This window comes from Pseudomonas sp. Lb2C2 (assembly GCF_052112205.1).
Lineage (GTDB): Bacteria > Pseudomonadota > Gammaproteobacteria > Pseudomonadales > Pseudomonadaceae > Aquipseudomonas > Aquipseudomonas kilonensis.
Genome location: NZ_JAUTYW010000005.1, coordinates 393,034 through 413,724 on the forward strand (window position 1 = coordinate 393,034; position 20,691 = coordinate 413,724).

14 protein-coding genes are annotated in these 20,691 nt (G+C 60.6%); 7 read left to right on the top strand and 7 right to left on the bottom strand.

Annotation, left to right across the window (positions count from 1 at the left end; genetic code table 11):
- Nucleotides 1-57 precede the first annotated feature (57 nt).
- Nucleotides 58-2,370 carry a 5-methyltetrahydropteroyltriglutamate--homocysteine S-methyltransferase gene (metE, locus tag Q7F16_RS17235; protein ID WP_409556104.1) on the bottom strand — a complete coding sequence of 771 codons (2,313 nt, stop codon included), beginning with the start codon at nt 2,368-2,370 and terminating at the stop codon, nt 58-60.
- 109 nt (nt 2,371-2,479) lie between these two features.
- Here metE and metR point away from each other — a divergent pair, with 109 nt between their 5' ends.
- The gene (gene metR, locus Q7F16_RS17240) at nt 2,480-3,397 is read left to right on the top strand and encodes a transcriptional regulator MetR (protein WP_003205167.1); all 918 of its coding nucleotides are present in this window, start codon (nt 2,480-2,482) and stop codon (nt 3,395-3,397) included.
- Between the two features lie 105 nt (nt 3,398-3,502).
- Here metR and Q7F16_RS17245 read toward each other — a convergent pair whose 3' ends face one another.
- The 5 genes from Q7F16_RS17245 to Q7F16_RS17265 form a co-directional block, all read right to left on the bottom strand.
- Nucleotides 3,503-4,000, bottom strand: coding sequence for a GNAT family N-acetyltransferase (locus Q7F16_RS17245; RefSeq protein ID WP_046062666.1), 498 nt, complete (start codon nt 3,998-4,000; stop codon nt 3,503-3,505).
- Nucleotides 3,997-4,635: a LysE family translocator gene (locus Q7F16_RS17250; protein ID WP_409556105.1), complete on the bottom strand. Its 639-nt coding sequence runs from the start codon at nt 4,633-4,635 to the stop codon at nt 3,997-3,999. Before Q7F16_RS17250 ends, Q7F16_RS17245 begins: the two co-directional genes overlap by 4 nt.
- Before the next feature lie 24 nt (nt 4,636-4,659).
- Complete coding sequence (locus Q7F16_RS17255; protein ID WP_046062667.1) at nt 4,660-5,076, bottom strand: NUDIX hydrolase; 417 nt, start codon at nt 5,074-5,076, stop codon at nt 4,660-4,662.
- A gap of 581 nt (nt 5,077-5,657) precedes the next feature.
- Nucleotides 5,658-5,990: a DUF6124 family protein gene (locus tag Q7F16_RS17260; protein ID WP_003205177.1), complete on the bottom strand. Its 333-nt coding sequence runs from the start codon at nt 5,988-5,990 to the stop codon at nt 5,658-5,660.
- Between the two features lie 1,172 nt (nt 5,991-7,162).
- Entirely contained in the window at nt 7,163-8,530 is a 1,368-nt protein-coding gene (locus Q7F16_RS17265) for an HD domain-containing phosphohydrolase (protein ID WP_409556106.1), read from the bottom strand.
- A 228-nt stretch (nt 8,531-8,758) separates the two neighbouring features.
- Between Q7F16_RS17265 and Q7F16_RS17270 the strand changes: the two genes are divergently transcribed.
- From Q7F16_RS17270 to Q7F16_RS17295, 6 genes are all read left to right on the top strand, one after another.
- Nucleotides 8,759-11,050: a GGDEF/EAL domain-containing response regulator gene (locus Q7F16_RS17270; RefSeq protein ID WP_046062670.1), complete on the top strand. Its 2,292-nt coding sequence runs from the start codon at nt 8,759-8,761 to the stop codon at nt 11,048-11,050.
- A complete protein-coding gene (locus tag Q7F16_RS17275) occupies nt 11,047-12,921 on the top strand; it encodes an EAL domain-containing response regulator (RefSeq protein WP_409556107.1) in 1,875 nt (624 codons plus the stop codon). Before Q7F16_RS17270 ends, Q7F16_RS17275 begins: the two co-directional genes overlap by 4 nt.
- 42 nt (nt 12,922-12,963) lie before the next feature.
- Nucleotides 12,964-13,923, top strand: coding sequence for a cytochrome-c peroxidase (locus Q7F16_RS17280; RefSeq protein ID WP_409556108.1), 960 nt, complete (start codon nt 12,964-12,966; stop codon nt 13,921-13,923).
- Nucleotides 13,920-15,722 carry a DAHL domain-containing protein gene (locus tag Q7F16_RS17285; RefSeq protein ID WP_409556109.1) on the top strand — a complete coding sequence of 601 codons (1,803 nt, stop codon included), beginning with the start codon at nt 13,920-13,922 and terminating at the stop codon, nt 15,720-15,722. Before Q7F16_RS17280 ends, Q7F16_RS17285 begins: the two co-directional genes overlap by 4 nt.
- Nucleotides 15,719-17,125, top strand: coding sequence for an ATP-binding protein (locus Q7F16_RS17290; protein ID WP_024618022.1), 1,407 nt, complete (start codon nt 15,719-15,721; stop codon nt 17,123-17,125). Before Q7F16_RS17285 ends, Q7F16_RS17290 begins: the two co-directional genes overlap by 4 nt.
- Nucleotides 17,126-17,379: 254 nt before the next feature.
- Complete coding sequence (locus Q7F16_RS17295) at nt 17,380-18,999, top strand: FMN-binding glutamate synthase family protein (RefSeq protein ID WP_409556110.1); 1,620 nt, start codon at nt 17,380-17,382, stop codon at nt 18,997-18,999.
- Nucleotides 19,000-19,013: 14 nt separating this feature from the next.
- Here Q7F16_RS17295 and Q7F16_RS17300 read toward each other — a convergent pair whose 3' ends face one another.
- Entirely contained in the window at nt 19,014-20,549 is a 1,536-nt protein-coding gene (locus Q7F16_RS17300; protein WP_409556111.1) for a glucosyltransferase domain-containing protein, read from the bottom strand.
- Nucleotides 20,550-20,691 lie beyond the last annotated feature (142 nt).

The following is a 20,691-nucleotide window of genomic DNA, read 5'->3' on the forward strand; positions in this document are numbered from 1 at the left end:
GTTGGCTTCATCGCGAGCAAGCTTTGCTCCCACAGATCCCCGCTCAAGGCGTCGGCTTCAGGCCAGTTGGCTACGCAACTGCCGCGCCGCCGCCACCATGTTCACCAGTGCCGCTTCCGTTTCCGGCCAGCCACGGGTTTTCAGCCCGCAGTCGGGGTTGATCCACAGCCGCTCGGCGGCGATCCGCTTCACCGCCTTGCTCATCAGCGCAACCATCTCGGCCGTGTCCGGCACCCGGGGCGAGTGGATGTCGTAGACGCCCGGGCCGATGTCGTTCGGGTAGTCGAACGCCTCGAAAGCCTCCAGCAACTCCATGTCCGAACGCGAAGTCTCGATGGTGATGACATCGGCGTCCATGTCGGCGATGGCCTTGATCACATCATTGAATTCGCTGTAGCACATGTGGGTATGGATCTGGGTTTCGTCGCCCACCCCCGACGCGCACAAACGGAACGCGTCAACCGCCCAGTCCAGGTACTCCTGCCATTGTCCGCGACGCAACGGCAACCCTTCGCGGAACGCCGCCTCGTCGATCTGCACAATCTTGATCCCGGCTTTTTCCAGGTCCAGCACTTCGTCGCGCAGGGCCAGGGCCAGTTGTTGCGCCTGGACCTGGCGCGACACGTCTTCGCGGGGGAACGACCACATCAGCATGGTCACGGGGCCGGTGAGCATGCCTTTCATGACTTTGTCGGTCAGGCTTTGCGCGTAGCGGATCCAGTCGACGGTCATGGCGTTCGGCCGACTGATGTCGCCATAGATGATCGCCGGTTTCACGCAGCGCGAACCGTAGCTCTGCACCCAACCGAAACGGGTGAAGACGTAGCCGTCCAGTTGCTCGGCAAAGTATTCCACCATGTCGTTGCGCTCGGCTTCACCGTGCACCAGCACGTCCAGGCCCAGGCGTTCCTGGATCTGCACGGCATGGCGGATCTCGGTGTGCATGGCGTCCTGATAGTCGTTGGCCGACAACTTGCCTTGCTTGTAGGCCTGGCGTGCCAGGCGAATGGCCGGGGTCTGCGGGAAGGAGCCGATGGTGGTGGTGGGAAAGGCCGGCAGTTTCAGACGGGCGCGCTGGCGTTCGATGCGTTTGGCAAACGGCGAACGCCGCTGGCTGTCCTGTGGCCCGATTGCCGCCAGGCGCGCCTGGACCGCGGGTTTGTGAATGCGCGCCGAGCTGGCGCGACTGGCCTGCACCTCGCGGCTGTCGGCCAAGGCCTGCTGCACAGCGGGGGCCTGTGGATCGTTCAGGGCATCGCGCAGCACCGCGACTTCACCACACTTCTGCACGGCAAAGGCGAGCCAGCTCTTGAGTTCCGGATCGAGCCGGTCTTCGCGCTCCAGGTCCACCGGGCTGTGCAGCAGCGAGCACGAGGTGCTGACCCAGAGGTTGTCGCCAAAGCGCTCCTGGGCCGGTTGCAATTGCGCCAGCGCCTGTTCCAGTTCGCAGCGCCAGACGTTGCGACCGTTGACCAGGCCCACCGAGAGAATCTTGTAGGTCGGCAGGCGGTCCAGCACCTGGCCCAGTTGTTCCGGGTCACGTACCGCGTCGATGTGCAAGCCGTCCACCGGCAGGCTCACCGCCAGGCCGAGGTTGTCTTGCAGACCACTGAAATAGGTGGCCACGAGTTTTTTCAACGGCGAGTACTGGAGGATGTGATAAGCCCGCTCGAAAGCGCTCTTCCAGGCCAGGGGCAGGTCGAGTGTGAGGATCGGTTCGTCGATCTGCACCCATTCCACGCCCTGGGCCTTGAGGCGGTTGAGGATTTCCCCGTAGACCGGCAACAGGCGCTCCAGCAGGTCGAGCTTGTCGAACGCCTCGCCCTTGACCTTGCCCAGCCATAAGTAGGTCAACGGGCCGATGATCACCGGTTTGACCTGATGACCCAAGGCATGGGCCTCGTCCACTTCCTCGAACAGCTGTTCCCAGCTCAGGGCAAAGGTCTGGTCGGCGGAAAACTCCGGGACCAGGTAGTGGTAGTTGGTGTCGAACCACTTGGTCAGTTCCTGGGCGTATTGCGCCTGGCCATGGTCGGCACCGCAGCAACTGGCCGTGGCGCCACGGGCCATGGCGAACAGGGTGTCGAGGGTCGGCCGGCCCTGGGCATTCAAGGTGCTGTGGAAACGCTGTGGAACGGCGCCCAGGGTCAAGGAGTGACTGAGCACCTGGTCGTACCAGGCAAAGTCGCCGACGGGCAGCAGGTCGATGCCGGCGTCTTTCTGCAGTTGCCAGTGCCGGGCCCGTAGTTCGCGCCCCACCGCTTGCAGCGCGGCCGGGGCCAGGTCGCCCTTCCAGTAGGCTTCGAGGGCTTTCTTCAGTTCGCGGTCGGCGCCGATGCGGGGAAAACCGAGGGTGTGGGCCAGGGCCATGGTGTGCGTCCTCCTATAAAAGATGGCGCCATTGTCGACAGCTCGCCCTACATGAGACAAACTCAACCTTTTCGTGTTGATCACAAGTTTTACTCATGGAGCAACTCCGGTGCTTGAACTCCGTCACCTCAAGACCCTGCACGCCCTGCGCGAAGCCGACAGCCTGGTCGAAGCCGCCGAACGCCTGCACCTGACCCAGTCCGCCCTCTCCCACCAGTTCAAGGAACTGGAAGAGCGCCTGGGCATGCAGTTGTTCGTGCGCAAGACCAAGCCGGTACGCTTCACCAGCGCCGGCCTGCGCCTGTTGCAACTGGCCGATGCCGCCCTGCCCTTGCTGCGCGGCGCCGAACGGGACATCGCCCGGCTGGCGGGCGGCACCGCCGGACGGCTGCACATGGCCATCGAGTGCCATAGCTGCTTCCAATGGTTGATGCCGACCATCGACCAGTTCCGCGATGCCTGGCCGGAAGTCGAACTGGACCTGGCCTCGGGCTTCGCCTTCGCGCCGTTGCCAGCCTTGGCCCGGGGCGACCTCGACCTGGTGGTGACCTCCGACCCGCTGGAGTTGGCCGGCATCACCTATGTGCCGTTGTTCACCTACGAGGCGATGCTCGCCGTGGCCAACCAGCATCGACTGGCGGGCAAGGCGTACATCGTCCCCGAGGACCTGATCAGCGAAACCCTGATCACCTACCCGGTGGAGCGCGACCGGCTGGACATCTTCACCCGTTTCCTGGAACCGGCCGACATCGAACCGGCCCAGGTGCGCACCTCTGAACTGACGGTGATGATGATGCAACTGGTAGCCAGCGGCCGCGGCGTGTGCGGCATGCCGCACTGGGCCCTGCATGAATACAGCTCGCGGGGCTATGTGAAGGCCAAGCGGCTGGGAGAGAAAGGCTTGTTTGCCACGCTGTACGCGGCGGTGCGCACCGACATGCTCGACGCGCCGTACATGCGCGATTTTTTGCTGACAGCCAAGGACACGTCGTTTTCAACATTGGATGGGGTCAGTGCCGTGCGCTGACAGCTTCTGTGGGAGCAAGGCTTGCCCGCGATGGCGATTGCGAAAAAGCATCGCGGGCAAGCCTTGCTCCCACAGAAGCCCATACACAGGGGATCTGCGGTGAGGTTAAAGTTCGAGCCACATATGGATTTTGTCGTGGTATTCGTCGCCCACGCGGATCGCCATCGGCTCAAGGCCATACAGGACGAAGCCGCAGCGCTGGTAGAGCTTGATCGCCGGGTCGTTGCCGGCGGTGACGGTCAGTTGCACCAGACGCAGGAAGGCATGGCGCCGGGCTTCGTCGAGGGCGGCTTGGACCAGTTGGTAGCCGAGCCCGCGATGGCGCTGTTCATCGGCGACGTACATGCCGAACAGCAGCGCCTTGTGCCGGGCTTTTTCCCGGGGCTCCAGGGCCAGGCCGACGATACCGACCAACTCCTGCTCGACAAACGCCCCCAGCAGCACATCGAGCCGGCTGCCCAGGCGTGACTCCCACCAGTTGATAGGCAGCTTGGCCCGCTCGGTGACGCTGGAGGTGAAGGCCTGCGGATGCAGTGCGTACGCCTGCAGCATCAGCTGGCGATACGCCTGGGCATCGCCGGCCCTCAACCGTCGGATACTCACGTCGAACGCCGTTGCTCAAACATCAGGCGCAACGCCAGCGCACCGAGGACAAACCCCATGAAGTAGCGCTGCGCCGCCAGCCAGGTGGGGTTGTGGACGAACCACGAGGCAATGCCGGCGGCGAACAGGGCGATCAACAGGTTGACGCTGAAACTGACGCTGATTTGGGTCAGCCCGAGGATGATGCTCTGGGTGAACAGCGAACCGTGTTCCGGGCTGATGAACTGCGGGAACACCGACAGGTAGAACACCGCGATCTTGGGGTTCAGCGCGCTGGTGAGAAAGCCCATGGTGATCAGCTTGCGCGTCGAGTCCGCCGGCAGTTGCTGGGCCTCGAAGGGCGAACGCGCGCCCGGCTTCACGGCCTGCCAGGCCAGCCACAACAGGTACAGCGCACCGGCCCATTTCAATACTTCATAGGCCACCGGTACTGCCAGGAACACCGCCGTCAACCCGGCGGCCGCGGCGAACATGTGCACGAAGAACCCCGCCACCACCCCCAGCAGGGAGGTGACGCCGGCCTTGCGGCCCTGGCAGATCGAACGGGAAATCAGGTAGATCATGTTCGGCCCGGGCGTCAGTACCATCAGCAACGCGGCGGCAGCGAAAATCAACAGGTCCGGCAATGGAATCATGAGCATCAGTCCTTGAGGCGTGAATCAGCAGGTAGCGGGAAGTGTCGCTCGATAAAACGGCAGGATCACCTCGCCTGTCAACGGTGCCAGCAAAAGATCGCTGTCGCCGGCCGGGTCGATCCAGCACACCTCTTCAATTTCGGCTGCCGGCGAAACCGGGGCATCGATGCTCAGCAAAAACACCTCGGCCTGCACGGTAAACCCCGGCTCGTTGGCCGCCGGCGCGCTGAACACGCCCAGGTAATGGGCCTGTGCCGGGTCGATCTGCAACCCCAGTTCCTCTTCCAGCTCACGGGCCAGCGCCTGCACCGGTTGTTCATGGGCCTCGATCTTGCCGCCCGGCTGCATGAAGGCCCGGGTGCCGCGCTTGCGCACCAGCAGGGTTCGACCGTCGGGCCCGAGCAACAGGGCTGCGGCGATGCGGATGAGGGAAGTGGTCATGGGTGATCAAAGCCTTGGCCGGGGAAGTGACGGGGAGATTACAGCGCGTAGAGGTGGGAGCAAAGTCTGGTGCTGGACTAAAAATCAGCGCAGTTCCTGTGGTCAGTTTCGACCGATTGGGGTTGGTGTGTATATCCGTTGCTGCAGTCACGGCGACTTAGGGTTCCGCCCTGACGGCGGCTCACTTTTGAGAAGCGCAAAAGTAAGCAAAACGCTCATGCCCCACCACTCGGCACCTCGCCTAGGCTCGGTGTGCCCTCACTCCGGCATTGCTCCGTGGGCCCGCCGCGAAGGGCCATCCATGGCCCAGCGCGGCTAACCCGGCATCCATGCCGGGTTGCCCACTGCGCAATGCCTGCGTTCGGCCAGCGTGGTTAACGGGGCGCCGAGATCAACGTCCACCGCGAGGCGGCCTTATAGCCGACCTGGTTCTCCTGGTCGTACACCCATCAGATCTGTTTGAGCAGGACCTGTGGGAGCAAAGCTTGCTCGCGAGGCGGCCTTACAGCCGACCTGGTTCTCCCGGTCGTACTCCGGTCCAATTGTGGAAGCGAGCCTTCTCGCTTCTGCGCGCGGTGTGGTCAGGGTTGTGTATTGACGTTATCCAGCATCCGATTCGCCAATAAAGCGCCCAGCTCGATCAGTTGCTGAATGCCAAGGGCAACATGGCGTCGCGAGCCTTTAAGGTCGAAGGCAAGGTCGCTGACCATGGCATCGGCTGAGGCCAAAGTTTCGCTGAGGTTGGCCAGCAGGCTTTCGGTGTCGACACCGTCCACGACGGTGAACAGTTGACCTGAGGGCTTTTTCTTTTTGGCTTGAGGCTTGGGGTCGAGATAATGGTCGATGGCGCGCTTGGCGGCCTCATCGAGTTCTTGGGGATCGGTTTCGGGGGGATTGGGTGTGGCTTTGAACATAGGGTGACACTCCGTCTACAGGTTGGAGCTGCCACGTTCGTTTCCAAGCGAGGGGTGGCAGCCGTACGCAGGTTGGAAAACCGGGGTAAACGAGCCCGACAGACCCGAAGGTCTCCCGCGCACAGCCGCCATAACGAAAGCATGGTCAAAAAACGACCGCAAGCATACGTCATGAAGGGCGCTTTCGCGCCGTCTACTTATCGGATTTCCAAGCCCGGCCGCTGAATTTGCAGCGACGGAAAAAGACTAGCGACAGCCCTTCCCACCCGGCAACCGCCAGAGTTCGTCGGAAAAATCTGCTGCAACCCGGAGGATTGTCCGACCATTCCCACAATCCTGGTCGGCTGTCAGGCCGCCATCGCGAGCAAGCTCGCTCCCACACAGGTTTTTGGTCGTTTATAAGATCCGTGCCCACCGCCGATCCCTGTGGAAGCCGAGCTTGCTCGCGATAGCGATGGGTCTGCTTGCATCCATGTTGAATATGCCGCCGTCTTCGCGAGCAGGCTCGCTCCCACAGTTTGATCGAAGTACAACCGGGAGAGCCAGGCCGGCTATAAGGCCGCCTTCGCGAGCAAGCTTTGCTCCCACAGATCTGACAGGTGTACGACCAGGAGAGCCAGGCCGGCTATAAGGCCGCCTCGCGAGCAAGCTTTGCTCCCACAGATCTGACAGGTGTACGACCAGGAGAGCCAGGCCGGCTATAAGGCCGCCTTCGCGAGCAAGCTTTGCTCCCACAGATCTGACAGGTGTACAACCAGGAGAGCCAGGCCGGCTATAAGGCCGCCTCGCGAGCAAGCTTTGCTCCCACAGATCTGACAGGTGTACAACCAGGAGAGCCAGGCCGGCTATAAGGCCGCCTCGCTTTTGATCTTGATCTTGATCTCGGACGCCCCGTTAACCACGCTGGCCGAACGCAGGCATTGCGCAGTGGGCAACCCGGCATGGATGCCGGGTTAGCCGCGCTGGGCCATGGATGGCCCTTCGCGGCGGCCCACGGAGCAATGCCGGAGAGAGGGCACACCGAGCCTAGGCGAGGTGCCAAGTGGTGGGGCAAAGCGCTTTTGGTTACTTTTGGCGCTCTTCCAAAAGTGACCCGCCGTAAGGGCGGAACCCTAAGCCGCCGTTACCGCAGCAACGGATATATCCCCAATCCAATCCAATCCCCCCCCCAGTCACCCCAAAATCGGCTTCGGCGCCAAAGGGTCGGCCTCCTCCTCGGGAATCTTGACGAACACGCTGTAACGGGCCCCCTCCATCGATTCGAAGGCAATGAGTTTTTCAATCAACGGCCCACTCAGGATTTTGCCAGCGTTGAGCAGCAACATGCCGTTGTCGGCATTGAGGTTGCGCGCCAGGATCATCCCCGCGGTCAACTCGCGCGTGGTGGAGACTTGCACCGTCGGGTCCGACAGGGTCACGTCTTCCAGGTATTCGGCACACGCCTTGATAAAGTCCTCGATCATGTCCGGGTCGTACAGCTTGCCGGCGTACTTGCGGATGTAGACCAGCGCTTCGTCGCTGTTCATCTGCCGCTCCAGGATCAACCCGCGCTGCAGCTCGATGAAGTCCACCGCCAGTTTCAACAACCGCGAACCGAACGGAATGGCCTCGCCCCTGAGGTGTTCGGGGAAGCCACTGCCGTCCCAACGCTCCTGGTGATGGCGAATGATCCGCGCTGCGTCCTTCATCGGGTCCAGGGTCATCAGCAGCGATTCGCTCTGCTTCGGATAGGCGCGATACAGCTCAAGTTCAGTGTGGTGCAGCAAGTCGGCGGGCGTGACCATCATGTTGTCGGTCCAGCTCAGCTTGCCGATGTTGTAGAGCGCCGCCGCCATGGTCAGGTCGCGATCGGTGGACTCATCGAGGAAATGCAGCCGGCTGTAAACCCTGATCAACTCAATGATCTGCCGGTTGGTCTGCTTGGACTTGGGCAGGCGCAGGTTGGCGATCAGCGAAAACACTTCAGTACTGGTCACATAACTGCGCTTGAGCTCGTCATAAGCCAAATCGAGCATGTCGGCGGTCTGCTGCAGCTCGGAGGTGCGCGACGCCACGCGTTTTTCCAGGGTGGCGTTCAGGGTCTTGAGTTGCTGGTTCTGCTCGCGGTTCAGCGCTTCGAGGCGCTGGCGCTCGCTTTCGGAATGCTGGTGGGACAGGGCCTGGCGCAAAGCCTGCACCAATTCCTCATCGTTCCAGGGCTTGCTGAGGTAGCGATAGAGCTGCCCCTCGTTGATGGCCTTGGTCATCATGTCCACATCGGCATAACCGGTGAGCAGGATGCGCAAGGTCGATGGGTACAGCTTGCGGATCTCGGCCAGCAGCGTGGCGCCATCCATGTTCGGCATGCGCGCGTCGGTCATTACCAGGTCGACCGGCCGCTCCTTGAGAATTTCCAGGGCCTTGGCGCCACTGTCGGCCAGCAGGATCTCGTACGGCTGGCTGCGCAATAGCCGACGCAGGCTATTGAGAATCGACTCTTCGTCATCAACCAGCAGCACTGCCGGTTTCTTTACCGGAACGTCCGGCAATTGATCTTCCATTTGAAACCCCCTCCTAGTCACGACAACCGTTCTACCTTACCCCCGAAATACAGGCTAGTAGATTGCGAACATTTAGACACATTTGCCATCACTGGCCGAGCGCATCCCGATCAGACGACTATGCTCTACCCCATGAAGGGCCAAGTACAGGCCGAATACTCATGCCAGCGAAAGGGATATTCAGATGTTTCAAGGGTTCTATCGTCAGCATCAAAACGGTGCACGGCCATGAGCCTGCCCTTGGATAAAACCAACCGGCGGATCCTGATCGTCGACGACACGCCAACCATCCATGAGGATTTTCGCAAGATCCTCAGCCCCCAGGCGAGCGCCAATGACAGCCTGAGCAGCGCCGAAGAAGCCCTGTTCGGCTCCCCTGTGGCGGTCTCCGGTACGAGTTTCGTGCTCGATTCGGCGTTCCAGGGCATGGAAGCCTTGAACAAGGTCGAAACGGCACTGGCCCAGGGGCAACCCTTCGCCATGGCGTTCATCGACATGCGCATGCCTCCGGGCTGGGACGGTCTGGAAACCATCGAACGGCTGTGGCGCGCCGACCCCAAGCTGCAAGTGGCCCTGTGCACCGCTTATTCGGACTATTCCTGGGAAGACATCGCCGATCGTCTTGAACTGGGCGACCGCCTGCTCATCCTGAAAAAACCTTTCGATGCCATCGAAATCCGCCAGATGGCCAGCACTTTGACCGTCAAATGGCAGATGACCGAGGACGCGGCGCTGAAAATGGACATGCTCGAGCGCGCGGTCGAGGAACGCACCCGGGAACTGGCCGACGCCAACATCATCGTGCAGAACAGCCCGACCATCCTCTATCGCCTGCGGGGCGAGCCGCCGTTCGCATTGATGTACATCTCCCACAACATCACCAAGTTCGGCCATTCCGCGGCGCAACTGACCAGTTCGCCGGACTGGGCGCAAACCCTGATCCACCCCGACGACCAGCAGAAGGTCGACGAGGCCATGGTCCGCGTCCTCGACCGCGACTCCGCAGGGGCCTCCATCGAGTTCCGCATGCGTACCGGCGACGACACGTTCCGCTGGGTGGAGAACCGCTACATCCCGGTGCGCAATGAGCAGGGCCTGTTGCTGGAGATAGAAGGCATCATCCTCGACATCACGGAACGCAAGCTGGCCGAAGAAAAAATCGCCCTGCTGGCCCGCACCGACGGCCTGACCGGGCTGGCCAACCGCGCCACCATGATCGAGCGCCTGCACCAGGCCTTCGCCGCCGCTCGTCGGGGTGCGGCGCCGTTTGCGATGTTCTATCTGGACCTGGACCACTTCAAACGGATCAACGACACCTTGGGCCACCCCATCGGCGACCTGTTGTTGCAGGAAGTTGCCACGCGGATCAAGGCCTGTACCCGGGAAAACGACGTGGTGGCGCGCCTGGGCGGCGATGAGTTCGCCCTCCTGCAACTGGACGTCCATGAAGCGACCCATTGCGCCGCGCTGGCGGCCAAGATCCGCGATGCCCTCGTGGCGCCGTATGCCCTGGACGGCAACGACGTACGGATCTCGGTGAGCATCGGCATCGCCCTGTACACCCCGCAGAGCCTGAGTGCCGATAGCCTGATGGCGCAGTCCGACATGGCCCTGTACCGCTCCAAGGAAAAGGGCCGCAACCAGTACCATTTCCACAATGAAGAAATTAACCAGGAAGTCACCGACCGGGTCGCCCTCGCCAACGACCTGCGCCAGGCCATCGAGAACAACGAGCTGCACCTGCACTACCTGCCGGAAGTCGACCTTGGCACCGGCAAGATCCTCGGCATGGGCGTGCAAGTGCGCTGGAACCACCCTCAACGTGGCTGGCTGGAACCGGCGGCCTTCATGCCGGCTGCCGAGAAAACCGGGATCATCATTGGCCTGGGGCATTGGGTACTGGACCAGGCCTGCCAGCAAATGCGCCAATGGCGTGACCAGGGCATGGCGCCCCCGGTGATCGCCATCGACCTGTCCCTGACCCAGCTCAAGACCGGCCCGGAACTGATCTACGACGTGCTGCGCACCACCGCGCGCTGGGAACTGGCGCCCTGGGACCTGCGCTTCGACGTCACCGAAGCCACCTTGGCCCAGACCAAGTGGACCCACAACGACGTGCTGCCGCGCCTCTGCGAATTGGGCGTGCAGATCGCCATCGATGACTTCGGCACCGAGTACTCTTCGTTCGATTACCTCAAGACCTACCGGGTCAATCACCTCAAGCTCGCCCAGCGTTTCCTCGACAGCGCCAACGCCGACCCCGAAAACGCCACGACGTTGCGGGCGATCATCAACTTCGCCCGGGACGTGGGCATCGGGATCATTGCCGAGGGTGTCGAGACCCAGGAGCAACGCACCACGCTGATGTCCAGCGGCGGGGACATGCAGGCCCAGGGGCATTACTTCAGCACCGTGGTCGACAGCGGCCAGGCCGCCGAACTGCTCAAGGCCGGCACCATCGTCCCGGCGACAGACCACTGGACCCGACCAGCGAGCCAGCTATCGGAGAGCAATCCATGAATCCAATGGCGGTACCTGCCAACCGGCGAATCCTGGTGGTGGACGATACACCGGCGATCCACCAGGACTTTCGCAAGATCCTCAGCCCCAGCGCCGGCAGCGATGACTCGCTGGACGACACCGAGAGCCTGCTATTCGGCACCCCGCAGGTCAACCGGCTGCAATTTCAGATCGACTCGGCCTACCAGGGCGAGGAGGCGCTGGAACTGGTCAAGCGCGCCCAGGCCGAAGGCCAGCCCTATGCGCTGGTGTTCGCCGACATGCGCATGCCACCGGGCTGGGACGGCCTGCAAACCATCGAGGCGCTGTGGGAGGCCGACCCGCGCCTGCAAATCGCCCTGTGCACGGCGTTCTCGGACTACTCCTGGGAAACCATGTCCGAACGGATCGAGTTCGACGATCAGTTGCTGATCCTCAAGAAACCCTTCGACACCCTGGAAATCCGCCAGATGGCCAGCGCCATGACCTGGAAATGGCAACTGGCCCAGGATGCGGCGAGGAAAATGCGCAGCCTGGAACGCACGATCGAAGAGCGCGTCCAGGAATTGCTCAAGGTGTCCCACCTGCTGCAATACGACGTGCTCACCGAATTGCCCAACAGCATGTTGCTCGGCGATCGGCTGACCCAGGCCATGGCCCAGTGCCGCCGGCATGACCGGCAACTGGCGGTGATGTTCATCGGCCTGGACCGCTTCAAGCGCATCAATAACGCGCTGGGTCACCCCGTGGGCGATGAAATGCTCAAGCGCGTGGCCCGGGCCCTGGCCACCGTGGTGCGTGAATCCGATTCGGTGTTTCGCTACGGTTCCGATGAGTTCGTGGTGGTACTGGGGGACGTCGTCGATCCGCAGCAGACCAAAGGCGTGGCCGACAAACTGCTGGCGGCCATCAGCTCTCCGCAACCGATCGACGGTCATGACCTGAGCGTCACCGCGAGCCTGGGCATCAGCGTGTACCCCAACGACGGTTTCGACGCCGTGGCGCTGATCAAGAAAGCCGAGACGGCGATGCGCAACGTCAAGGAAATCGGCCCCAACGACTACCGCTTCTTCACCGAAGACATGAACCGCCGGGCCCGGCAGCAGCAGACCATCGAATCCGGCCTGCGCCTGGGCCTGCTACGCAAGGAGTTCGTGCTGCATTACCAACCCAAGCTCGACCTCAAGAGCGGCAAGGTGGTCGGTGTCGAGGCGCTGGTGCGCTGGGACAGGCCGGATCATGGCCTGGTCTATCCCTCGGATTTCATTCCGGTCGCCGAGGACAGCGGCCTGATCGTCCCGCTGAGCCAATGGGTGCTTCAGGAAGCCTGTCAGCAAGCCTGCCGCTGGCAAGCCCAGGGCATGCGCCCGCTGTACCTGTCGGTGAACGTCTCGGCCATCGACTTTCGCCAGCGCGGCTTCGTCGAAGGCATTGCCCGTACCCTCAAGGAAACCGGCCTGGACCCGACACAGTTAGAACTGGAGATCACCGAAAGCGTACTGATGCAGAACGTCGATACCACGGTCGCCATCCTCAAGGCCATCAAGCAACTGGGGATACGCCTGGCCATCGACGACTTCGGTACCGGCTATTCAAGCCTGAGCTACCTGCAGAAATTTCCGGTGGATGTGTTGAAGATCGACCAGTCGTTCGTCGGTGACCTGAGCATCGACAGCAACGACGCCAAGCTGGTGAGCACCATCATCAGCCTGGGCAAGAGCCTGAACCTGCACATCATTGCCGAAGGTGTGGAAACCCTCGAGCAGTTGGAATTTCTCAAGAAGCACCAATGCGAGGAGGTCCAGGGTTATTACTTCAGCAAGGCCGTCGAACCGCAGGCCTTCGCCGACTGGATGACCGAGTGGGAAAAACGCCAGAACCCGTTTTCGTGAACACCTGAGTGTCATCAACCAAAGTTTCAAGGAAAACATCCCATGGCGTCACATGGACTGATTCTGGCTCTCGGCCTGCTCGTGGGATCAAGCGTGACCGCTCACGCCGAACCACTGGATGAACCCCTCAACCCCCTGCCCCCGATTCCGACTCTGGACCCCAAGCGCGTCCAACTGGGGCTGCGGCTGTTCAATGACCCTCGCCTGTCGGTCAACAACACCCTGTCCTGCGCCAGTTGCCATCGCCTGGACAAGGGCGGCGCCGACGACAAGCCCTTTTCCTTAGGCTTCGATGGCAAGCCGGTGGAGGTCAACACCCCTACCGTGTTCAATGCCAGCCTGAACTTTCACCAGTTCTGGGATGGCCGTGTCGACACCTTGGAAGAACAGGTCCACGAGGTCGTGACCAGCCCAGTGGAAATGGGCAGCACCTGGGAATCGGTGGTCAAGCGCATTGCCGATGACCCGGGCTATGCCAAGGACTTCAAGGACGCTTACCCCGACGGCGTGACCAAGCCCAATATCCAGGGCGCACTGGCCGACTACGAACGCACCTTGCAGACGCCCAATTCGCGCTTCGACCAGTACCTGCTGGGCAATACCGACATCCTCACGCCCCGGGAGAAGTTCGGTTACCAGCGCTTCAAGGAATACGGCTGCATCGCCTGCCACCAAGGCGTGAACATCGGCGGCAACATGTTCCAGAAATTCGGTGTCTTGGGTGACTACTTCGACGACCGGGGCAACCCCACCCGCGCCGACGAAGGGCGCTTCAACATCACCGGCGATGAAGACGATCGCCAGGTTTTCAAGGTACCGAGCCTACGTAACGTAGCCGTTACCGCGCCCTATTTTCATGATGGCTCCACACCGACCCTGGAACGCGCGGTGGAGGTGATGTTCAAGTACCAGTTGGGTCGAGAGCCCCTGAAGAATGATACCGAGCTGATCGTCGAATTCCTCAAGACCCTGACCGGCGAGTGGGAGGGCAAGCCCCTATGACTCTCTTCCGTCGCCTCGGCCTGGCCTTCATCGGCATCTTGCTGGCGGGCATCCTGTTGTTCATGTACGTCAACTCAGGCGCCCAGCAGGCCGCCTCGTACATTGAATCCCGGGACCTGATCCGCCTGCTCAAGCAACAGGACGCCATCTGGGACAACGAAGTCCTCAAGTCGCGCATCTCCCTGACCCACAACTACGACCCGCTGGTCTCGCCCCTGCACGAGATGGCACGCCTGTGGCAACGTCTGGACGCCATTGAATCGGAACCGGGGCGCCACGGGCCATCGCTCTGGGAAGCTCAGCGTGACGAATACCTCAAGCTGGTCAAGGAAAAGACCCGCCTAGTAGAACAGTTCAAATCCCATAACGCCGTGTTGCGCAATTCCCTGGCCTTCCTGCCCACCGGCGAGGACGACATCCAGGGCCAATTCGCCCGGCTGCCCGACACGTATCGGCTGGAGTTGCAGAACGTTGCCATCGATACCTACGACCTGTTGCTCAGCAGCATGGAGTTCGCCCAGCTCAGCTCCCCTGAGCGGGCAGCCGAAATACTGCTGGGTTTGAACCAGTTGGAGGTCAACAAGGAGCGTCTGCCTGAGGGATTGCAAAACTCCGTCGAAGTCCTGCGCAGACACATCGGGGTGATCCTGCGCGAACAGCCACGGGTCAATGAATTGTTACTGGGAATCGAAGCGATCCCCGTGGCCGATCGCCTGGACACCATCACCCAACTGCTCGAGAAAGACCAGGCAAAAGCCGCCGCGAAGTACGAGCGCAACCACGTTTACCTGCTGGTGTTCGCCACGCTGCTGGTGCTGATCCTGATCTGGCTGGCGATCCGGCTGGTACGCAGCTTCGCCGAGATCAAGCGGGTCAACAATGCCCTGCAAACCGCCAACGACGAGCTGGAACAAAGGGTCGAAGAACGGACCCGCCAGCTCAAGGACACCCAGAGCGAGTTGATGGACACCGCCCGCCAGGCCGGCATGGCGGAAATCGCCACCAACGTGCTGCACAACGTCGGCAACGTCCTCAACAGCGTAAACATCTCCGCCGACCTGGTCAGCCGCAAACTGCGCAGCAGCAAGGCTCAGGGGCTGGGCAAGGCCATGCAACTGATCAACGAGCACGCCGATGACCTCGGGCACTTTCTCACCGAAGACGCGAAAGGCAAACTGTTGCCTGGCTACCTCAACCAACTGGTCGAAGCCATCGCCGTTGAGCAGCAGGGTCTTACCGACGAGTTGGCCCAGTTGAGCAAAAGCGTGGACCACATCAAGGATATTGTCTCCACCCAGCAATCCTATGCCGGGGCCAACAGCCTGCTGGAACCGTTGGTGGTCAGCGAACTGCTTGAAGATGCCCTGCGCATGAACTCAGGCGCACTGACCCGCCATCATGTTACGGTGATCAAGGAATACGGCGAGGTGCCGCGGATCATGGGCGACAAGCACCGCTTGCTGTTGATTCTGATCAACCTGATCAGCAATGCCAAATACGCCATGGCGGGTGTTTCCAATCATGCGCGGAACATGACCCTGAAGGCGGCCGTCATCAATGGCGAAACCTTGCAAATCAGCGTCAAGGACGAAGGCGAAGGGATTCCAGAGGAAAACATGACGCGTATCTTCGCCCACGGTTTTACCACGCGTAAGGAAGGCCACGGCTTTGGCCTGCACAGCTGCGCATTGGCGGCCATTGAAATGGACGGCCACCTCACCGCTCACAGTGAGGGGCCAGGCACGGGGGCAACGTTCGAACTGCAGCTGCCCCTGAAACTTGCAGAAGGTGAGCCATGAATAGCATGAGTAACCGCCGCATCCTGTTGATCGACGATACACCCGCCATTCATGAAGATTTCCGCAAGATCCTCACCCCGGAGGATGACAGCAACGCTGACTTGCTGGACATGGAAAGCGCGCTGTTCGGCGATGCGCCAAAACCTGCCGCCACGGTGTTCGAACTCGACTCGGCCTATGGCGGGCAGGAAGGCCTGAACAAGTTGCTGGAGGCATCGGCAAAAGGGCGTCCTTATGCCCTGGCCTTTGTCGACATGCGCATGCCCGAAGGCTGGGATGGCGCCAAGACCATCGAAGAACTCTGGAAGCGCGACCCGTTGCTGCAAGTGGTGGTCTGCACGGCGTATTCGGATTATTCCTGGGATGAACTGCTGGACCGCCTGAACGGCCACGATCGCTTGCTGATCCTGAAAAAGCCGTTCGACAACATCGAAGTCCAGCAGATGGCCAACACCCTGACCACAAAATGGGAAATGACCTCCCGTGCGCAACTGAAAATGAACAAGCTCGAAGACCTGGTGGAACAACGCACCCAGGCGTTCAAACAGGCCAGCGAGCTGCTGCAAATGGAGATCGACGAACGCAAGATGCTGGAAACCCAACTGGTGCAATCGGAAAAGCTCGCCTCGCTGGGCCAGTTGGCGGCCGGGGTGGCCCACGAAATCAACAACCCGATCGGCTTCATTTCTTCCAACCTGGGGGCGTTGGACGGTTACTTTGGCAAACTCCAGGAAATGCTCAGCGCCTACGGCAGCGCCGAGGGGGCCATCGCCTCGCCGGAACTGGTGGTGCACTTGCGTAAGCTGCGCGAACAGGTGGAACTGGACTTTCTTGTCGAGGACATCCCCTTGCTGATCAAGGAGTCCAAGGATGGCATCGGCCGGGTCGGGCAGATCGTCAAGGACCTGAAGGACTTCTCCCGTGTCGACTCCAGCCAGGAATGGCAGATGGCCAATTTGCAGCAGGGCATGGATTCGACGTTGAACATCGTCGCCAATGAAATCAAATACAAGGCCGACGTGGTCAAGGAGTACACGCCGTTGCCGGAAGTGGAATGCCTGCCGTCGCAGATCAACCAGGTGATCATGAACCTGATCGTCAACGCCGCCCAGGCCATCGGCCCCGAGCGCGGCACCATCACCCTGCGCAACGGCGTCGGTGACGAATCCGTATGGATCGAAGTCGCCGACAACGGCTCGGGCATCCCCCCCGAAACCCTGCAGAAAATCTTCGACCCGTTCTTCACCACCAAGCCCATCGGCCAAGGCACGGGGCTCGGGCTGTCGTTGTCCTACGGCATCGTGAAGAAACACAACGGCGAGATCACGGTACGCAGCGAAGTCGGCGTCGGCACCACCTTTCGCGTGGAATTGCCGGTGCGGCAGATGAAGCAGGCGAGCTGAGCCACACCTGGGGTGAGAACACTGTAGAAGCTGTGGGAGCTGTGGGAGCAAGGCTTGCCCGCGATGGGGACGACTCGGTACTTCAGAAACCGAGGCGTCTGTATCGCGAGCAAGCTTTGCTCCCACAGTTTTGCTCCCAGACAGTTTTGCTCCCACACACCCTTGTTCCCATGACAATCCCCTCGCTATAGGGTTGCCCGCCGTTTCGCCATCGGCGCAGAATGCCTGCGCTACCCTCCCCCCAAGGAAACCGTATGAGCCTGTCTCTGCTGAGTCGTTACGCCTTCTTTGCCGGCTGTGTCATCTTCACCCTCGCCAGCCTGCCGTTCCTGCAATACGACTGGCTCTGGCCGATCACACTGATGACCGGGTTGCTGAGCCTGCTGGGGCTGTTCGACCTGCTGCAAAGCCGCCACGCCGTACGGCGCAATTACCCGATCCTGGGCAATATCCGCTACCTGGTCGAAGGCATCCGCCCGGAGATCCGCCAGTACCTGCTCGAATCCGACAGCGATGCCCTGCCCTTCTCCCGGGCCCAGCGCTCGCTGGTGTATTCCCGGGCCAAGAACGAAAGCGCCGACAAACCGTTCGGCACCTTGATCGACGTGTACCAGACCGGCTTCGAATTCATCGGCCACTCCATGCGCCCCGCCCCGCTGAGCGATCCCAGTGGTTTTCGCGTGACCGTCGGCGGCCCGCAGTGCACCCAGCCGTACTCAGCGTCGGTGTTCAACATCTCGGCCATGAGTTTCGGCTCCCTGAGCGCCAACGCCATCCGGGCGTTGAACCAGGGAGCGAAGCTGGGCAACTTCGCCCATGACACCGGTGAAGGCAGCATCAGCCCCTATCACCGCGAACACGGTGGCGACCTGACCTGGGAACTGGGCAGCGGTTATTTTGGCTGTCGCACCCCCGACGGGCGCTTCGACCCCGAGCGCTTCGCCGCCCAAGCGCAGAACCCGCAGGTGCGGATGATTGAAATCAAGATGAGCCAGGGCGCCAAACCCGGCCATGGCGGGATCTTGCCCAAGCACAAGGTCACCCGGGAAATCGCCGAGACCCGAGGTATTCTCATGGGCGAGGATTGTATTTCGCCTTCTTGCCACAGCGCGTTTTCCACGCCGATCGAACTGATGCAGTTCGTCCAGCAACTGCGTGAGCTGTCCGGCGGCAAACCGGTGGGTTTCAAGTTCTGCCTGGGGCATCCGTGGGAGTTCATGGGCATCGCCAAGGCCATGCTGGAAACCGGGATCCTGCCCGACTTCATCGTGGTCGACGGCAAGGAAGGCGGTACGGGCGCGGCGCCAGTGGAATTCACCGACCACATCGGCGTGCCGTTGCGCGAAGGCCTGCTGTTCGTGCACAACACCCTGGTGGGCCTGAACCTGCGGGACAAGATCAAGCTCGGCGCCAGCGGCAAGATCGTCAGCGCCTTCGACATCGCCAGTGTCCTGGCCATCGGCGCCGACTGGGCCAACGCCGCGCGCGGCTTTATGTTCGCCATCGGCTGCATCCAGTCGCAAAGCTGCCACACCAACAAATGCCCCACCGGCGTCGCCACCCAGGACACCCTGCGCCAGCGCGCCCTGGTCGTCCCGGACAAGGCCCAGCGGGTCTACAACTTCCACCGCAACACCCTCAAGGCCCTGGCCGAAATGCTCGCCGCCGCCGGGCTCGAGCATCCGTCACAATTGCAGCCCAAGCATTTGGTGCGGCGGATGTCGGCCACTGAGGTGAAGTTGTTCTCTCAGTTGCATGTGTTTTTGAAACCGGGGGAATTGCTGACGGGTGAGGTCAATGGGGCGTTTTATTCGCGGATGTGGCAGATGGCGCGTGCGGACAGTTTTGAGCCGCTGGAGGTGGTGGCGGCTTGAGCGGTAAACCTTACTCAACGACAGAGCTCGGTATCGACTATAAGACACAGTTTCGGCACGACATTGGGATCGCCCTGCGGTTTTTTCATGAAGATATAGCCTCTGTCATGAATGACATAGAGGTCATAGAACGGGGTGGAAACTACTGGCGAATAATCCCCGCGCCGAAGCGAAGCAATCATCTCCTGATCCTTGGCGATATACACGTTGGTAATGCCCGCTCGCGGTAACATTTCAGGCAGCAATACGTAATCCACGCCAAGCACGTGCTTGAGTACAGGCATCGTTGCGAAGGCGCCACTGGCCGCAGGAAGCCAATTGGCTTTCAGCTCGGGAATCATGTAAATGCTGTGCTGGTCGCGCAATGAAGAATGGGTGATGTCGTAAAGCAGCGATGCCAGCACAGCGCTTTCCTGCTCTTTTTGCAATGCCAGTACCCGGCCGTGCCCGAAAGAAAATGACAATATTGCTACTAAGGGAATCAACAAAATAACGCCCAAACGAGCGTGAATCCTCGTCAGCACCTGAAAGCTCAAAAAAAACACCAACACCAGCATGGCGGGGAAAGCGAGCAAGGCTCTGGCGCCAACGTCGAAATAGGCGAAAAGCACGGTAATACCTGGGATGCAAACCAACAGCATCGGGAGGGCCAATACATAAAGGCTCGCCAGGGCTATTTTTCGCCAAAGGTATTCTGGACGGTAAAGCAGATTGAATCCCGCCCACGCATAGCCGATTAAAGCCAACAGTGCACCACCCCAGATAATCCACCGAACACCCTCCGTTCCCCATTCGCTGAACATCCACCTGACGTGAAGCAATCTATCTCTGATCTCCAACAGGCTGCTCGCCTCCAACGCCAGGAAAACCTGGCGAGTGCCGGTCATCCATCGATAAGCCGTTGCGTAATAAACCAGCACGCCTATCCCAATTGCCATCAATTTTCGCCCTATAAAGGGAAAAATAACTTCCGACGTTTGTCTTTCCCAAACCAACCGGATGACCTCAACGCAGCACAGTGCGATATAAAAGTCGATGAGCACTTGGTAAATCGAAAGGGCCAGCGCCACTAAGAGCGCGGGGACCCACACATTCATCCAAGCCTTGTCGCGTAGCCAGATAACGGCGTAAATGAGCATCACCATCCCCAACGCCATTACCGGTCCATCGTAGCGATATGACAGGTTCTGCAAAAAAAGGGGGTTGTACCAGATAGGCAAGACCACCAGGCAATGGGCAAAGGTCGGACGTTCGAAGTAAAAAAAAGTCAGGTCTCTCAACGCAATCGAAACACCTGCCGTCGCGATGAACAACGGGAGCGGAAATAAATCCGGCGCCTTCGTGCCAAACGAAACAGCGTTATAGAAAAGCTCGATGACCACTCGTCCTTCCTCACGCCAGCCCTCACCCGCCATCAATGCCCGCCAGTTGTCATCGTTGTAAAAATAGTCGGCCTGCACCAAAGGAAAGATGTACAAAAAGGTTGCTACCAGAAAGAAGAGTAGGACATCGTTTCGCGTCATTATTTTTGTAGAAAGGAACGGTGTCATGGTTCATCTCTTATCAAAAACTCAATCTAGGCATCCCTCGGTACACGGTCTACTGTAAGAACTAACAGGTGCTCGGTTGTTAGACCTTCTGTGTGTTGCATTCAGTTTCAAAAAAAAGCCCCGATCATCGGACCGGGGCTTT